General features: G+C 67.2%; 14 protein-coding genes and 1 tRNA gene. 4 read left to right on the plus strand and 11 right to left on the minus strand.

What is annotated here, in order from left to right; translation table 11 throughout:
- Nucleotides 1-2 precede the first annotated feature (2 nt).
- Nucleotides 3-1,640, minus strand: coding sequence for an FAD-dependent protein (locus ABLE38_RS15500; protein WP_348975126.1), 1,638 nt, complete (start codon nucleotides 1,638-1,640; stop codon nucleotides 3-5).
- Nucleotides 1,641-2,038: 398 nt separating this feature from the next.
- On the opposite strand from ABLE38_RS15500, the gene ABLE38_RS15505 reads away from it, so the two are divergent.
- From ABLE38_RS15505 to ABLE38_RS15515, 3 genes are all read left to right on the plus strand, one after another.
- Nucleotides 2,039-2,281, plus strand: a complete 243-nt coding sequence (locus ABLE38_RS15505; protein ID WP_116842527.1) for an acyl carrier protein — start codon at nucleotides 2,039-2,041, stop codon at nucleotides 2,279-2,281.
- 77 nt (nucleotides 2,282-2,358) lie between these two features.
- Nucleotides 2,359-3,549 (plus strand): aminotransferase class I/II-fold pyridoxal phosphate-dependent enzyme, encoded by a 1,191-nt coding sequence (locus ABLE38_RS15510; RefSeq protein ID WP_348975228.1) that lies wholly within the window; start codon nucleotides 2,359-2,361, stop codon nucleotides 3,547-3,549.
- A gap of 45 nt (nucleotides 3,550-3,594) precedes the next feature.
- Nucleotides 3,595-5,556: an ATP-binding protein gene (locus tag ABLE38_RS15515; protein ID WP_348975127.1), complete on the plus strand. Its 1,962-nt coding sequence runs from the start codon at nucleotides 3,595-3,597 to the stop codon at nucleotides 5,554-5,556.
- 1 nt (nucleotide 5,557) lies between these two features.
- On the opposite strand, the gene ABLE38_RS15520 is transcribed toward ABLE38_RS15515, so the two are convergent.
- The 7 genes from ABLE38_RS15520 to hspQ all read right to left on the minus strand — a co-directional run bounded on the left by ABLE38_RS15520 (nucleotide 5,558) and on the right by hspQ (nucleotide 9,100).
- Nucleotides 5,558-6,097 (minus strand): alpha/beta hydrolase, encoded by a 540-nt coding sequence (locus tag ABLE38_RS15520; RefSeq protein ID WP_348975128.1) that lies wholly within the window; start codon nucleotides 6,095-6,097, stop codon nucleotides 5,558-5,560.
- 23 nt (nucleotides 6,098-6,120) lie between these two features.
- The gene (locus tag ABLE38_RS15525; RefSeq protein ID WP_348975129.1) at nucleotides 6,121-6,486 is read right to left on the minus strand and encodes a hypothetical protein; all 366 of its coding nucleotides are present in this window, start codon (nucleotides 6,484-6,486) and stop codon (nucleotides 6,121-6,123) included.
- Entirely contained in the window at nucleotides 6,483-7,091 is a 609-nt protein-coding gene (locus ABLE38_RS15530; protein ID WP_348975130.1) for a helix-turn-helix domain-containing protein, read from the minus strand. The genes ABLE38_RS15525 and ABLE38_RS15530 overlap by 4 nt, the downstream gene beginning before the upstream one ends.
- 103 nt (nucleotides 7,092-7,194) lie before the next feature.
- Nucleotides 7,195-7,752, minus strand: a complete 558-nt coding sequence (locus tag ABLE38_RS15535) for a GNAT family N-acetyltransferase (RefSeq protein WP_348975131.1) — start codon at nucleotides 7,750-7,752, stop codon at nucleotides 7,195-7,197.
- Nucleotides 7,753-7,926: 174 nt separating this feature from the next.
- Nucleotides 7,927-8,196: a 50S ribosomal protein L27 gene (gene rpmA / locus ABLE38_RS15540; protein ID WP_116842532.1), complete on the minus strand. Its 270-nt coding sequence runs from the start codon at nucleotides 8,194-8,196 to the stop codon at nucleotides 7,927-7,929.
- Between the two features lie 24 nt (nucleotides 8,197-8,220).
- Nucleotides 8,221-8,601: a 50S ribosomal protein L21 gene (rplU, locus tag ABLE38_RS15545; protein ID WP_180144719.1), complete on the minus strand. Its 381-nt coding sequence runs from the start codon at nucleotides 8,599-8,601 to the stop codon at nucleotides 8,221-8,223.
- Nucleotides 8,602-8,719: 118 nt separating this feature from the next.
- Nucleotides 8,720-9,100, minus strand: coding sequence for a heat shock protein HspQ (hspQ, locus tag ABLE38_RS15550; RefSeq protein ID WP_348975132.1), 381 nt, complete (start codon nucleotides 9,098-9,100; stop codon nucleotides 8,720-8,722).
- Nucleotides 9,101-9,223: 123 nt separating this feature from the next.
- Here hspQ and ABLE38_RS15555 point away from each other — a divergent pair.
- Nucleotides 9,224-9,313 (plus strand) — tRNA-Ser (locus ABLE38_RS15555).
- 40 nt (nucleotides 9,314-9,353) lie between these two features.
- Here the strand turns inward: ABLE38_RS15555 and ABLE38_RS15560 are convergent.
- The 3 genes from ABLE38_RS15560 to ABLE38_RS15570 all read right to left on the minus strand — a co-directional run bounded on the left by ABLE38_RS15560 (nucleotide 9,354) and on the right by ABLE38_RS15570 (nucleotide 12,737).
- Entirely contained in the window at nucleotides 9,354-10,655 is a 1,302-nt protein-coding gene (locus ABLE38_RS15560; protein WP_348975133.1) for a sorbosone dehydrogenase family protein, read from the minus strand.
- Nucleotides 10,652-11,080: a DUF2231 domain-containing protein gene (locus tag ABLE38_RS15565; protein WP_348975134.1), complete on the minus strand. Its 429-nt coding sequence runs from the start codon at nucleotides 11,078-11,080 to the stop codon at nucleotides 10,652-10,654. Before ABLE38_RS15565 ends, ABLE38_RS15560 begins: the two co-directional genes overlap by 4 nt.
- A gap of 67 nt (nucleotides 11,081-11,147) precedes the next feature.
- The gene (locus ABLE38_RS15570) at nucleotides 11,148-12,737 is read right to left on the minus strand and encodes a tannase/feruloyl esterase family alpha/beta hydrolase (RefSeq protein WP_348975135.1); all 1,590 of its coding nucleotides are present in this window, start codon (nucleotides 12,735-12,737) and stop codon (nucleotides 11,148-11,150) included.
- Nucleotides 12,738-12,777: the final 40 nt, after the last annotated feature.

Raw genomic sequence — 12,777 nt, forward strand, 5'->3', positions numbered from 1 at the left:
AGTTAGCTCCCCACCAAGCTCCGCGCCACCGCCTCGGCGGCCTTGATCCCGTCGATCGCGGCGGAGAGGATCCCGCCCGCATAGCCCGCGCCTTCGCCGGCCGGGAACAGCTGCGCGACGTTCAGGCTCTGGTGATCCTTCCCCCGCGTGATCCGCACCGGCGAGGAGGTCCGCGTCTCCACGCCCGTCATGATCGCATCGTGATGGTCGTAGTTCGCGATCTGCCGCCCGAACACCGGCAGCGCCTCGCGGAACGCCTCGATCACGAAGCCGGGCAGGCATTCGGCCAGGTCGGTCATCTTCACCCCCGGCTTGTACGACGGGATGACTTCGCCCAGCGCAGTCGAGGCGCGCCCCGCGAGCAGGTCGCCGACCAGCTGCCCGGGCGCATGATAGTTGGAGCCGCCGGCGAGGAACGCCATGTCCTCCCAGTGCCGTTGCAGCTCGATCCCGGCGAGCGGCCCGCCCGGAAAGTCCTTCGCCGGATCGATCGCCACCACCAGTCCCGAATTCGCATTGAACTCGGCGCGCGAATATTGGCTCATCCCGTTGGTGACGACGCGGCCTTCCTCGCTGGTCGCCGCCACCACGCGTCCGCCTGGGCACATGCAGAAGCTGTAGACGCTGCGCCCGTTCGAGGCGTGATGGACCAGGCTGTACGCCGCCGCGCCCAGGTCCGGATGCCCGGCGCACTGGCCGAAGCGCGCCCGGTCGATCCAGCTCTGCGGATGCTCGATCCGCACCCCGATCGCGAAGGGCTTGGCTTCGATGTGCACGCCGCGGCGGTGGAGCATCTCGAAGGTCGGCCGCGCGCTGTGCCCTACGGCGAGCACGACATGATCGGCCTCGAGGAAGCTGCTCTCGCCCGCCGCAAGATCGTGCAGGTGCAGGCCGCGCATCCGCTGGTTGCCGTCGGGCAGCCGCTCGAGCTCGAGATCGTCGACCCGCGTCTCCCAGCGATATTCGCCGCCGAGCGCCTCGATCGTCCGGCGCATGCTTTCGACCATCGTGACCAGCCGGAAGGTGCCGATATGCGGATGCGCTTCCCACAGGATGTCGTCGGGCGCGCCGGCCTTCACGAACTCCTCGAGCACCTTGCGGCCGAGGAAGCGCGGGTCCTTCACCCGGCAATAGAGCTTGCCGTCGGAAAAGGTGCCGGCGCCGCCCTCGCCGAACTGGACGTTGCTGTCAGGGTTGAGCTCGCCGCGCCGCCACAGGCCCCAGGTGTCCTTGGTCCGCTGGCGCACCACCTTGCCGCGGTCGAGGATGATCGGCCGGAATCCCATTTGCGCCAGGATCAGCCCGGCGAACAGCCCGCACGGCCCCGCGCCGATCACCACCGGGCGCACGCCGCTCCAGCCGGCGGGTGCCATCACCGGGAAGTTGTAGCGCATGTCCGGTGTCGGGCGCAGGTCCTTGTCGTCCGGAAAGCGCGCCAGCACCGCGGCCTCGTCGGCCAGTTCGACATCGACGGTGTAGACCAGCTGGATCGCGTTGCGCCGGCGCGCGTCGTTGCCGCGGCGATAGACGCTATGGCCCTTCAGTTCGGCAGGTTCGATGCCCAGCCGCGTGGCGATCGCCGCGGGCAGGGCCTCGGGCGCATGGTCGAGCGGCAGATAGAGTCCGGAAAGGCGAAGCATCGCGAGCCTCTAGCGGGGAATGGGCTGCAAACCAAACCCCTCTCCCCATCGGGGAGAGGGAGGGGCCCGCTCGGCAAAGCCGAGTGGGAGGGAGAGGGGCAGGGGAAAGGTTCCGGATTGCCCCTCTCCCGACCTCGCTACGCTCGGCCACCCTCTCCCCGAGGGGGAGAGGGGAAGTTGCTTGCAATGTAGGATTTCGTCTGGTTTCCTTGGCCCATGACCGGGTCCGGGCCCCGCCGTTCCAGAAAATGCGCCTCTGCGCCGCCCCCGATCGCTCCAAAACAAAGTGAAACGATTTGCCTCGACTCCCTTCACTTTGCCGCCGCGCTTGCCCCGTCGGCGGCCCCTTTCCGCCGCAATCGCTTGGCACTGGGAAACGATATCACTAGAGGGACCCCATGACCGACCGCGCTTCCGTCTTCGAGACCGTCACCGCCCAGATCGAGCCTTTCAACAAGAAGGGCGTCGCGCTGACCGACAGCACCACCTTCGCCGGCGACCTGGAGTGGGACAGCCTGACCGTGATGGATTTCGTCGCGGCGATTGAGGACGAGTTCGACATCATCATCACGATGAACATGCAGGCCGAGATCGAGAATATCGGCCAGCTGGTCGATGCCGTGCAGAAGCTCAAGGGCTAACAGCGGTGACCGACGGACTGAACACGCCCGACGCGCTGCCCGCCAACCCGGCCGATGTGGCGCCCGAAACCGACCTGATGTCGAAGTTCGATGCGCTGATCAACGAGCGCGAGCGGCTGCTCGCCAGCGGCGTCACCGATCCCTATGCGGTGGTGATGGAGCAGGTGAAGTCGCCCACCCAGGCGGTGATCAAGGGCAAGGACACGATCCTGCTCGGCACCTACAACTACATGGGCATGACCTTCGATCCGGACGTCATCCAGGCCGGCAAGGACGCGCTCGACAAGTTCGGCTCGGGCACCAACGGCAGCCGCATGCTCAACGGCACCTTCCACGATCACATGGAAGTCGAGCAGGCGCTGCGCGATTTCTACGGCGTCTCGGGCGCGATCGTCTTCTCGACCGGCTACATGGCCAATCTCGGCATGATCTCCACTTTGGTGGGCAAGGGCGAGTATGTCATCCTCGACGCGGACAGCCACGCGTCGATCTATGACGGCTGCAAGCAGGGCAATGCCGAGATCGTCCGCTTCCGCCACAACAGCGTCGAGGATCTCGACAAGCGCCTTGGCCGCCTGCCCAAGGAAGCCGGCAAGCTGGTCGTGCTCGAGGGCGTCTATTCGATGCTCGGCGACATCGCGCCGCTCAAGGAAATGGTCGAAGTCGCCAAGAAGCACGGCGCGATGGTGCTGTCGGACGAGGCGCACTCGATGGGCTTTTTCGGCCCCAATGGCCGCGGCGTTTATGAGGAGCAGGGGCTCGAGGGCCAGGTCGATTTCGTCGTCGGCACCTTCTCCAAGTCGGTCGGCACCGTCGGCGGCTTCTGCGTGTCGAACCACCCGAAGTTCGAGGCGATCCGCCTCGCCTGCCGCCCGTACATCTTCACTGCGTCGCTGCCGCCTTCGGTGGTCGCCACCGCGGCGATGTCGATCCGCAAGCTGATGCATGCGCACAACAAGCGCCAGCATCTGTGGGAAAATGCCCGCACGCTGCATGGCGGGCTCAAGGAAATGGGCTTCAAGCTCGGCACCGAGAACCCCGATTCGGCGATCATCGCGGTGATCCTCGAGGATCAGGTGCAGGGCGCGATGATGTGGCAGGCGCTGCTCGATGGCGGTCTCTATGTGAACCTCGCCCGCCCGCCCGCGACGCCGGCCGGCACCTTCCTGCTGCGCTGCTCGCTCTGCGCCGAGCACACGCCCGAGCAGATCCAGACCGTGCTGGGCATGTTCAAGGCGGCGGGCCAGGCAGTGGGCGTGATCGGCTGAGGATGCTTCCCACGATCGTTCGGCTCGATTAAAACCGTCGGCGGAATGAGCGAGAGCAACACTGCCCTGGATCGGGTTGTCCGGGCGAGCAACTGGCGTTTCATGCTGCTCGGCGCGCTGGCGCTGCTCGGCATCGCCGTGCTCGCCGCGGTGGCGCTCATCCAGCAGCGCACCGACGCCGAGCGCGACCGGGCGATCTCGCTCCAGCAGCACACCTTCGAAGTGATCATGCGCGCCAACCAGCTCTCCGGCGCGATCGCCGAGGCGGAGGCGGCGCTGGGTCGCTATGTCGTCAGCGCCGACAAGAAGCTCGGCCGGCAATATAGCGAGCAGTGGGACCGCGCCGGCGAGCAGCTCGAGCGGCTGCGCCAGGCGACTGCGGACAATCCCGCCCAGGTCGAGCGGCTCGCCGAGCTCAAGCGTGCCTTCGATGCCCGCGGCAAGGAGCTCGCCACCACCGCGCTCTATTCGGCGTTCAAGCGCGACCGCGATGCCTGGGGCAGCTATTATCAGGTCCGCCAGAGCCCGGCACGCAGCAAGCTCGAGGCGTTGCTCGACCAGATCGTCGATTCCGAGCGCGTGCTTCTCCAGGACCGCACCCGGGCGGCCTCGGCGCTGATCGCCAATTCGGGGCTTGCATCGCGGGTCCTCACGGCGTTCGGCATCCTGATCGTGCTCGGCGCGGTGCTGCTCGGCTGGCTGGCGATCGAGGCGCTGAGCGAGCGCGCGGTCGCCGATGCCAATGCCGATGCCGAGCGCGAGCGCGCCGTCGAACTGCAGCAGGCCGTCGCCGAGGCGACCGAGCAACTCCGCGCCGAGGCGGGCGAGCGCGAGGCGGCGCAGGAGCAGCTCCGCCAGGCGCAGAAGATGGAGGCGGTCGGCCAGCTGACTGGTGGGATCGCGCATGATTTCAACAACATGCTCGCCGTCGTTCTGGGAGGTTTGGAGCTAGCCAAGCGCCACCTCCACACCGGCGGCCCCGATGCCCAGCGCCATATCGAGAATGCGATGGAGGGCGCCAATCGCGCTGCCGCGCTCACTCGCCGCCTGCTCGCCTTTTCCCGTGCCGAGCCGCTGCTTCCCGAAGCCGTCGAGGCGGGGGCACTGATCGAGGGCATGGAAGACCTGCTCGACCGCACGCTGGGCGACGGCGTCGCGGTCGAGACGCGGGATGCCGGCAAGGGCTGGCGGATCTGGGTCGATCGCCACCAGCTCGAGAATGCGCTGCTCAACTTGGCGGTGAATGCCCGCGATGCGATGGAGGGGCAGGGCACGCTGCGCATCGTCACCGGTGGTACCTCGCTTGCCGAGAACCAGATCGGAGAGAGCCTGGCCGGCGACTATGTCACGATCGAGGTCGGCGACACCGGCATGGGCATGACGCCCGACGTGCTCGAGCGCGTGTTCGAGCCCTTCTTCACCACCAAGCCGGTCGGCCAGGGCACCGGCCTCGGGCTCAGCCAGATCTTCGGCTTCGTCCGCCAGTCGGGCGGCGAGATCGGCATCGATACCGTGCCGGGTCAGGGCACGCGCGTCACGCTCTACATGCCACGCTACATCGGCGAGGCGGTGGCGGAAGCGGCCCCTGCCGCCGAGCGGGCCTCGGTGCCGAGCGACCGCGCGCTCGAGATCCTGGTGGTCGAGGACGATCCCCGCGTGCTGGCGCTCAGCTTGGGCGCGCTTCAGGAGCTAGGCCACCGCGCCACCGGCTGCGAGGATCCGCTGGCAGCGCCCGCCGCGATCGCCGCGATGCCGTCGCTCGACCTGATCGTGTCCGACGTGCTGATGCCGGGCCAGACCGGCCCCGAGATGATCGCGGCGCTGAATGGACGGATCGATGGAGTAGCGGTGCTGTTCGTCACCGGCTTCGCCGGCGAGGCCGATGCCGCGATCTTCCAGGGCCGCACCGTACTGCGCAAACCCTTTACCATCGCCGGGCTGGAAGCGGCGGTGGAGGAAGCGATGGGGCAGGAAGCGCGCCGCGCGGGCAGGGCTGCGGCGGTGTAGCCTAGTGCAATTCCCGGATCGCCGCCGCTACGTCGCGCAGATCATTGCCCAGCTGATGATCCCGGCCCTGCAATAGGTGCACGTCGAGCTGCGGGATCGCCGCCGCATGGAGCGCGGCATGCGAAGGTGGCACCGTCTCGTCCGCGGTCCCATGGAACAGCAGCGCTGGCATGCCGGCTGGCAAGGGAAAGTGCGTTCGTGCCGGCACATCCTCGCTCTCCCACCCGCCTTCGCCGACGAAAGGCGGCGCGAGCAGCACCAGCGCGCCCGGCCGAAATCCGGGGTCCATCTCCGCCAGCACGTGCAGCAACATCGTTCCGCCGACCGAATGCCCGATGAGCAGGTCGCCGTCCGCCAGCACCGCCATCTCGCCGATCAGTGCTGCCCTCCACGCCACAAAGCGCGGCTCGGCCTCGTCCGGCATGCGTGGATAGCGGACCGGTGTGTCCAGTTCGGCCGACAGGCTGGCGACCAGCCTGGCGTCCCAGTCGTCATGCGCGCCCTTGCCGGCGCCCTGGATGAAGAGGATCCGGCGTGCCATCCGTCCTTAACGGACGGCGCGGCTCAGCGTTGCGCCGGGCGGGTAGGCGGGACCGCCAGCGGCGGGGCGGGCTTGTAGCTCACCACGCACCAGTCCGGCGCGCAATTGGCCGATGCCTCGATAATCCCGGCATAACGCTCCACCACCGTGCAATCGGTGCCGGCGGCGTAGAGGATGATCGGCCGGTGCGGCGTGTCGCGCCCGGCGCCGCCGGCGAAGTCCTCGAGCGCCGTGTCGTCGGCGCGGATGAAGTCCCACAGCGCGGTGCCGCCCTGGTCGCGGACCTCATGCGCGCTGGCGCCCTTCTTCGGCAGCTTGTCGCCCCATTGCGCGGAGAGGCTGCACTTGTCCGGCACGGCGGTCAGCAACAGCGCCAGCGAGAAGATCATTTTGCGGTTCCTTCGCCGTGATGCTCGCTCATCGTATGGGCAAGCTGTGCCGCCGCCATCTCGCGCGCCTTTTCGCGCGGCAGCCCGAGCGCCCGTGCCATCGGCGCGCCGAGCAGCGCGTCGCCGAGCGCCATCAGCACGAGTTGCAGCGTTTCCTCGTGCAGCGAGTGCGTCTTGTCGTCATGCCCTTCGGCCAGCTGGTCCATCAGCCGGTGGATCGCCTCGAGAATGGGGTCGAGCGCGTCCTGGTTGCCGGTCAGGATCATCCAGCTCGCCAGCGCGCCGGCGCCGCCCTTGCCAAAGGCGTCGAAGGTCATGTCGACCACCTCGCGGTCGTCATGGTCGGCACCTGCGCGGGCACGCTGCACGGCGGCGCCGATCTTGTCGGTCACGCCGTCGGCGATATTGGCGGCCAGCGCCTTTTGCAGCCCGGCGGCCGATCCGAAATGGTGGAGGAGATTGGCGTGCGTCCGCCCGATCTTCGCCGCCACCGCCTTCAGCGTCACGGCCTGCGGCCCGGCCTCGAGCAGCAGCTCGCGTGCCGCTTCCAGCGCGGCATCGCGCGATTCCTCGGGTGATAGGCGTTTGCGTTTTGCGACGGTCATCTTGTGCTTCATTGCCCCCGGAAACCCACGGCTTAGGCCATGATTTCCCAAGGCGAAAGCAAAGACATGCGCCGTCCCTCCCGCACGAGCGGAGGGACGGGCGTCACGCCGCCATTCGGTCGTCGGCATCGCCGCCGCCACAATCGCCCTCCGAAAGGTCGATCTCGTAGCGGGCGGTGGCCGCCTCGCAGCCGCGGCCGCGCGAATACATCGTGATCAGCTGGCCGGTCGGGCGGAAGCCGAGCTTGCGCAGCACCTTGCCTGAGGCAGGATTGTCGATGAAGTGGCCCGCGGTCACCCGGCGGATGCCGCGCGCGCGGGCGGCCTGCAGCACGGCGCGCCCCGCCTCGGTCGCGAAGCCGCGGCCCCAGGCATCGGGCGTGTACCAATAGCCGAACTCGTTGGGCTCGTCCTTCCACACGCTCAGCCCGGTGCCGCCGATCAGGCGCACAGCACCGCCCTGGTGCTCGAACACCAGGAACTTAGGCTCCAGCGCATCGCCGAAGCAGCTCAGGAAGGTTTCGGCCGCTTCGATCGGATAGGGCCAGGGCGCGCGCGACAGGTTGCGCACCACGGTCTCATGCCCGATCGCCTGGGCCAGGGCAGGGGCGTCCTCGGGCCAGCCGGGCCGCAATGTCAGTCTCTGCGTTCGCACGAACATGACCATCTCCTCGGTCCTGCGACGCCCCACGCCACGCTAGTGTGACGAGGTTGTTGCGCCGTGGTGTCAGGGAGGAAATAAAAAAGGGAGCCGGGGTGACCCGTCTCCCTTTTCAGCTGGTTCGTTCGCCGAACCCGGGTCACCCTGGTGGGCAACCCGGCCGGTCACCCGATGTTATTCGGCAGCTTCCGCAATCATCTCTACCGAGCAGAACTTGCGGCCGAGCTTGCCTTCCTTGAACGCCACGCGGCCGTCCACGAGCGCGAAAAGGGTATGGTCCTTGCCCATGCCCACGTTCACGCCCGGATAAATCTTGGTGCCGCGCTGGCGCACGATGATGTTGCCGGCGACGACTGCTTCGCTGCCGAACTTCTTCACGCCGAGACGGCGGCCTGCGGAGTCGCGGCCGTTGCGGGAGGAACCGCCTGCCTTCTTGTGTGCCATGGTCTATACTCCTCGTATCTCTGCTTACGCTTCAGCGGCCGGGGCTTCAGCCTCGGCAGGAGCGGCGGCCTTCTTCGCCTTCGGCGCGGCCTTCTTCTTCTCTTCCTGCGCACCGATGGCGGTGATCTTCAGGATGGTGTGGTTCTGGCGATGGCCGTTCTTGCGGCGATAATTGTGCCGGCGGCGCTTCTTGAAGACAATGACCTTCTCGCCCTTCGCCTGCGCAATGATCTCGGCCGAGACGGTGATGCCGTCGGTCGACTGCAGGTCACCACCTTCGCCCGCCAGAAGCACGTCGCCCAGCGTGACCGTCGAACCGGCCTCGCCGTCGAGCTTCTCGACTACGATCTTGTCTCCCGCGGCAACGCGATACTGCTTGCCGCCCGTGCGCACGATAGCGAACATCGGGTCTCTTCTCTGGTTCAAATGCTTGTGCCCGCCAAGGTTACACCCCGGCAGGAGGAAGGGCGCAGCTAAGGGAGGGAGTCGCCGAAGTCAACAATAAATGCCCGGATTGGGCAGTTTAGTGACGGTGCGTGCGCTTCAGCGTGTAGCGGCCGGCCGTATAGCCGTCGAAAAGTCCGCGAATCGCCGGGTGATCCACCGGCTCCTCGCTGTCGTCGGCCACCAGATTCTGCTGGCTGACATAAGCGACGTAGCTCGATTCGTCGTTCTCGGCGAGCAGATGGTAGAAGGGCTGGTCCTTGCGCGGACGCACGTCCTCGGGGATCGCCTCATACCATTCGTCGCTGTTGGCGAAGACGGGATCGACGTCGAACACCACCCCGCGGAACTCGAACTGGCGGTGGCGCACCACCTCGCCGATCGCGAAGCGTGCCGTGGCGACCGGCGGCATCGCAACGCCGGGTTCATAGGGGGGAGAGGCACCGGGCGTCTGAGTCATGGGTTCAATCTAATATCTCTGCGCCTAGGTACAAGGACGTGCTTGCAGTATCCGAAACGCTGCGCTAGTGGCCCGCCCTCACAGCGACCGACGCGGAGTTCTTCCGCGCAGTTATCGCCTCGCGGAGAGGTGGCAGAGTGGTCGAATGCGCCGCACTCGAAATGCGGTTTACGGGTAACCGTAACGTGGGTTCGAATCCCACCCTCTCCGCCACTTCCACGAACGCAGTCGCTGCGCCGGTGCGCAAAAAATCCTAGCCGCCGGTCACCCGCCAGACGACATTGCCGCCATCATCCGCGATCAGCAGCGCGCCTCTGCTGTCGATGGCAACGCCAACGGGCCGGCCCTGCGCCTTGCCATTCTTGCTGATGAAGCCCGTCACGACATCGATCGGCTTGCCGACCGGCCGGCCGCCCGCAAAGGCGATATAGACCACCTTGTAGCCATTGAGATGGCCGCGGTTCCAGCTGCCATGCTCGCCGACGAATGCGCCGCTGCGATATTGCGGCGGCAGCGCCGTGGCGTTCGCGGTGAAGGTCATGCCGAGCGGGGCGACATGCGAGCTCAGCGCATAGTCGGGCGCGATCGCGCTGACGACCAGATCGGGGCGTTGCGGGCGCACGCGCGGATCGACGTGCTGGCCATAATAGCTGTACGGCCAGCCATAGAAGGCGCCGTCCTTCACCGATGTCATGTAATCCGGCACCAGGTCGGGGCCGAGCTCGTCGCGTTCGTTCACGACGGTCCAGAGCTGCCCCGTCGTCGGCTCGAAGGACAGGCCATTGGGATTGCGCAGGCCCGTCGCATAGGGGCGGTGCGCGCCGGTCAGCCGATCGACTTCCCAGATCCGCGCCCGCTCATGCTCGGCCTCGATGCCGTTCTCGGTGATGTTGCTGTTCGATCCGATGCCGACATAGAGCTTGGACCCGTCGGGGCTCGCGACCAGGCTCTTGGTCCAGTGATGGTCGATCGGGCCGCCCGGAAGTTCGGTGAGCAGCGTCGGCTTGGCGGTGATCCGGGTCTGGCCGGTATGATAGGGAAAGCAGAGGATCGCGTCGGTATTGGCGACGTAGAGGTCGCTGCCGACCAGCGCGACGCCGAAGGGCGCGTTCAGGTGGTCGATCAGCACGGAGCGCAGCTCGGGCTTGCCGTCTCCATCCACGTCGCGCAGCAAGGTGATGCGGCTCTCGGCCTTCACCTTGGAATGGCCGAAGCCCTGGATGAAGCCCACGACGATGTCCTTGGGCCGGTTGACCGGCTCCTCGGGGCCCTTGGCCTCGACCGCGAGCACATCGCCATTGGGCAGCGTGTAGACTTGCCGGACATTGTGGAAGTCGGCGGCGAAGGGGGCGATCTTCAGCCCCTGCGCGACTGTCGGCTTTGCGCCGTTTGCCCAGGGCTCGACATGGGCGACGTGCATGGGCGGGACCAGATACTGGTTGATCGCCGGCAGTTTAGGGTTGGGCCCGAGCTGGTCGTCCGGATTGCCGCCGCCGCTGCTGCATGCGGCGAGGAGCAGGATGGCGGAGCCCGGCAGGAAGGTCAGCGTCTTCATGCCAGCGTCTCCGAACGAACCGAGTAACCGATCCAGCTCGTCACCAGAACGAGTAGTGCGGTGATCGCGGACAGGATGATTCCGGTCGGGACCACCGAGGTCCAGCCGTCGCGGCTATGGACGAAGCCGTTGACGATCGCGGTGACGAGCATCGCGACGGTTAGGATCGAGTGCAGCGAGGAGCGACGGCGCACTGCGCTCTTGAGGACGAGCGCGTCGACAATGCCGGCGACGCCGGCCGCTACCGCCATGAGGACCCCGCCTGCGATGAGCCAGACCGAGAAGTTGGCCCATTGCATATTAGCGCTCCGGGCATAGGCCCAGTCGCTGAAGAAGGCCGCGACGAAGAAGGCGAGTGGGAAGGCGGCAAGAATGCCGTGCAGGGGCACGAAAATCCGTGCCGCACCAGGATGATATCGCGCCAATCTGCCTCTCCACCAGGATATAGGCGCTGAACGCGCTATATCGCCTGTGGGTCCGTGGCGGCCAGCCTCAGCGTGCGATCCTCCCGCACGAGAAATTGTCGGGATCGTCCTTCGCCCCGCTTCCGCGATAGATCGCCTGCTTCGGATAAGGACAAAGCGGCCTCTGGAAGGCGATCCTCCTGGAATCCGCGCTCTCGAACTTCGTCGCGATGACGCGCTCCGGTGCCTTTCCCTGTTCGCTCCATGCGATCAGTGACTGGAACAGGTCATCTTGCGCACTGGCTTCAGGGGGTGGCGGCACGCCCGCGGACGCCGAATTGAACGAGTCCGGGCCGGTGCCGCCGCCACAGTGCATCACGCCGGGCGCCAGGAAGAGCCGCGCAGTATCACGCAGCCGCGACACGCCGCCCAACTGGCCCGCCCGCCGGTTGTAGAACGCCACCGTCTGGCCGGGCGGGACCAGCGTGTCCGCCAGGCCGTGATAGAGGATGAGCTTGCCGCCACGGGCCCGGAAGGCGCGCAGGTCTCCGCGCGTGGCATCGTTGACCTCGCCGCCGAGCGCGGCGTCCACGATCGGCATGTCGCGGTCCAGGTTGAAGCCGCTCCAGTCCCAAGAGGCGCCGAATACCCATTTGAACAGGCTGGCGAATTGCGGTTGCCCGTTGTTCGCGCTCTGGAGGAACGACCAGCCGAACCGCCCCGGCCCCTCGCTGCCCGGCAGCCAGCCGAAAAAGACCGGCTTTCCGGCGCGCGTGGTCGGGCCGGCGTAGAAGGCGCGGGCGGTGGCGACTTCGGCGGCGGTCAGGCATTGGCCGTCATCGGCGCCTCGGCAGGTAAGCGCCGCGGGATCGAAGTTGCAGCTGAACGGATCGGCGATGAAGGAGTCGCCGGCGAGCGCCGCGCCCTGGCGGCGGCACTCGGCGATCGCGGCGCGGTTGAGCAGGCCGAGCTTGGCGTCCGACAGGCGGCTGCCGGGCGTCCGGTTGGCGGCGGCGTAGTCCCAGACCGCAACGGCGTGGCCCCAGGTGCGGTTGATGACCGGCGCGCCGACCAGGATGCCGTCATAATCCGCCGGATAGTGGAGCGCCTCGATCAGTCCTTGCTGCCCACCGGTCGAGCAGCCGGTGTAATAGGAACGCCTGGCGCCGCGTCCGTAAAAGGCCTTGGCGATGGCCTTGCCGGTCACCGTCATCACATGCGTGGAGAGCCGGCCCCAATCCTTCCATTTGCGCGGATGGCCGACCAGCGCGTCGCCGTCGAGCACCGTCGCGGGCGCCGTTCCGGTGTCGGTCGTCGCCGTCGCGTAACCGCGCCGCAGGCCGGTCAGCATCCCGCCATAGCCGGCCTGCAGCGTACCAGCGAAGCCGCCATTGCCGTTGCCGTGGAAAATGCCCGTCCATCCGTCGGCCGGCAGCCAGATCTCGACACCGATATCGGAATCGGAGGCGGACCGCACATGCGCGACTACCCGGCAGAATGCCGGCAGATCGGCTACGGCGGGCAAGTTGAGCGCGGCCGCAGCCATGCCCTTCGGCACCATCGTGGCGCTGGTGACGGTCGTATCCGCCAGCCGGAAGCCGGTGAGCGCCTCACATCTGGACGTGCTGGCGGGCGCCTGGGCCGCGGCGAGCGACGGCAGCGTTAGCGACAGTGCCACCGCCGCATTCCTGGCCAAGCGCCGAACGAAGACCGAATTC

The organism is Sphingomonas sp. KR3-1 (genome assembly GCF_040049295.1).
Lineage (GTDB): Bacteria > Pseudomonadota > Alphaproteobacteria > Sphingomonadales > Sphingomonadaceae > Sphingomonas.

Excerpts from the sequence above, each read along its gene's own strand:
- ABLE38_RS15560 (WP_348975133.1), bottom strand. The coding sequence starts at position 10,655 with ATGAAGACGCTGACCTTCCTGCCGGGCTCCGCCATCCTGCTCCTCGCC.
- ABLE38_RS15520 (WP_348975128.1), bottom strand. The coding sequence starts at position 6,097 with ATGGCACGCCGGATCCTCTTCATCCAGGGCGCCGGCAAGGGCGCGCAT.
- ABLE38_RS15515 (WP_348975127.1), top strand. The coding sequence starts at position 3,595 with ATGAGCGAGAGCAACACTGCCCTGGATCGGGTTGTCCGGGCGAGCAAC.
- ABLE38_RS15505 (WP_116842527.1), top strand. The coding sequence starts at position 2,039 with ATGACCGACCGCGCTTCCGTCTTCGAGACCGTCACCGCCCAGATCGAG.
- rpmA (WP_116842532.1), bottom strand. The coding sequence starts at position 8,196 with ATGGCACACAAGAAGGCAGGCGGTTCCTCCCGCAACGGCCGCGACTCC.
- ABLE38_RS15525 (WP_348975129.1), bottom strand. The coding sequence starts at position 6,486 with ATGATCTTCTCGCTGGCGCTGTTGCTGACCGCCGTGCCGGACAAGTGC.
- ABLE38_RS15530 (WP_348975130.1), bottom strand. The coding sequence starts at position 7,091 with ATGACCGTCGCAAAACGCAAACGCCTATCACCCGAGGAATCGCGCGAT.
- hspQ (WP_348975132.1), bottom strand. The coding sequence starts at position 9,100 with ATGACTCAGACGCCCGGTGCCTCTCCCCCCTATGAACCCGGCGTTGCG.
- ABLE38_RS15535 (WP_348975131.1), bottom strand. The coding sequence starts at position 7,752 with ATGTTCGTGCGAACGCAGAGACTGACATTGCGGCCCGGCTGGCCCGAG.
- rplU (WP_180144719.1), bottom strand. The coding sequence starts at position 8,601 with ATGTTCGCTATCGTGCGCACGGGCGGCAAGCAGTATCGCGTTGCCGCG.
- ABLE38_RS15500 (WP_348975126.1), bottom strand. The coding sequence starts at position 1,640 with ATGCTTCGCCTTTCCGGACTCTATCTGCCGCTCGACCATGCGCCCGAG.
- ABLE38_RS15510 (WP_348975228.1), top strand. The coding sequence starts at position 2,359 with ATGTCGAAGTTCGATGCGCTGATCAACGAGCGCGAGCGGCTGCTCGCC.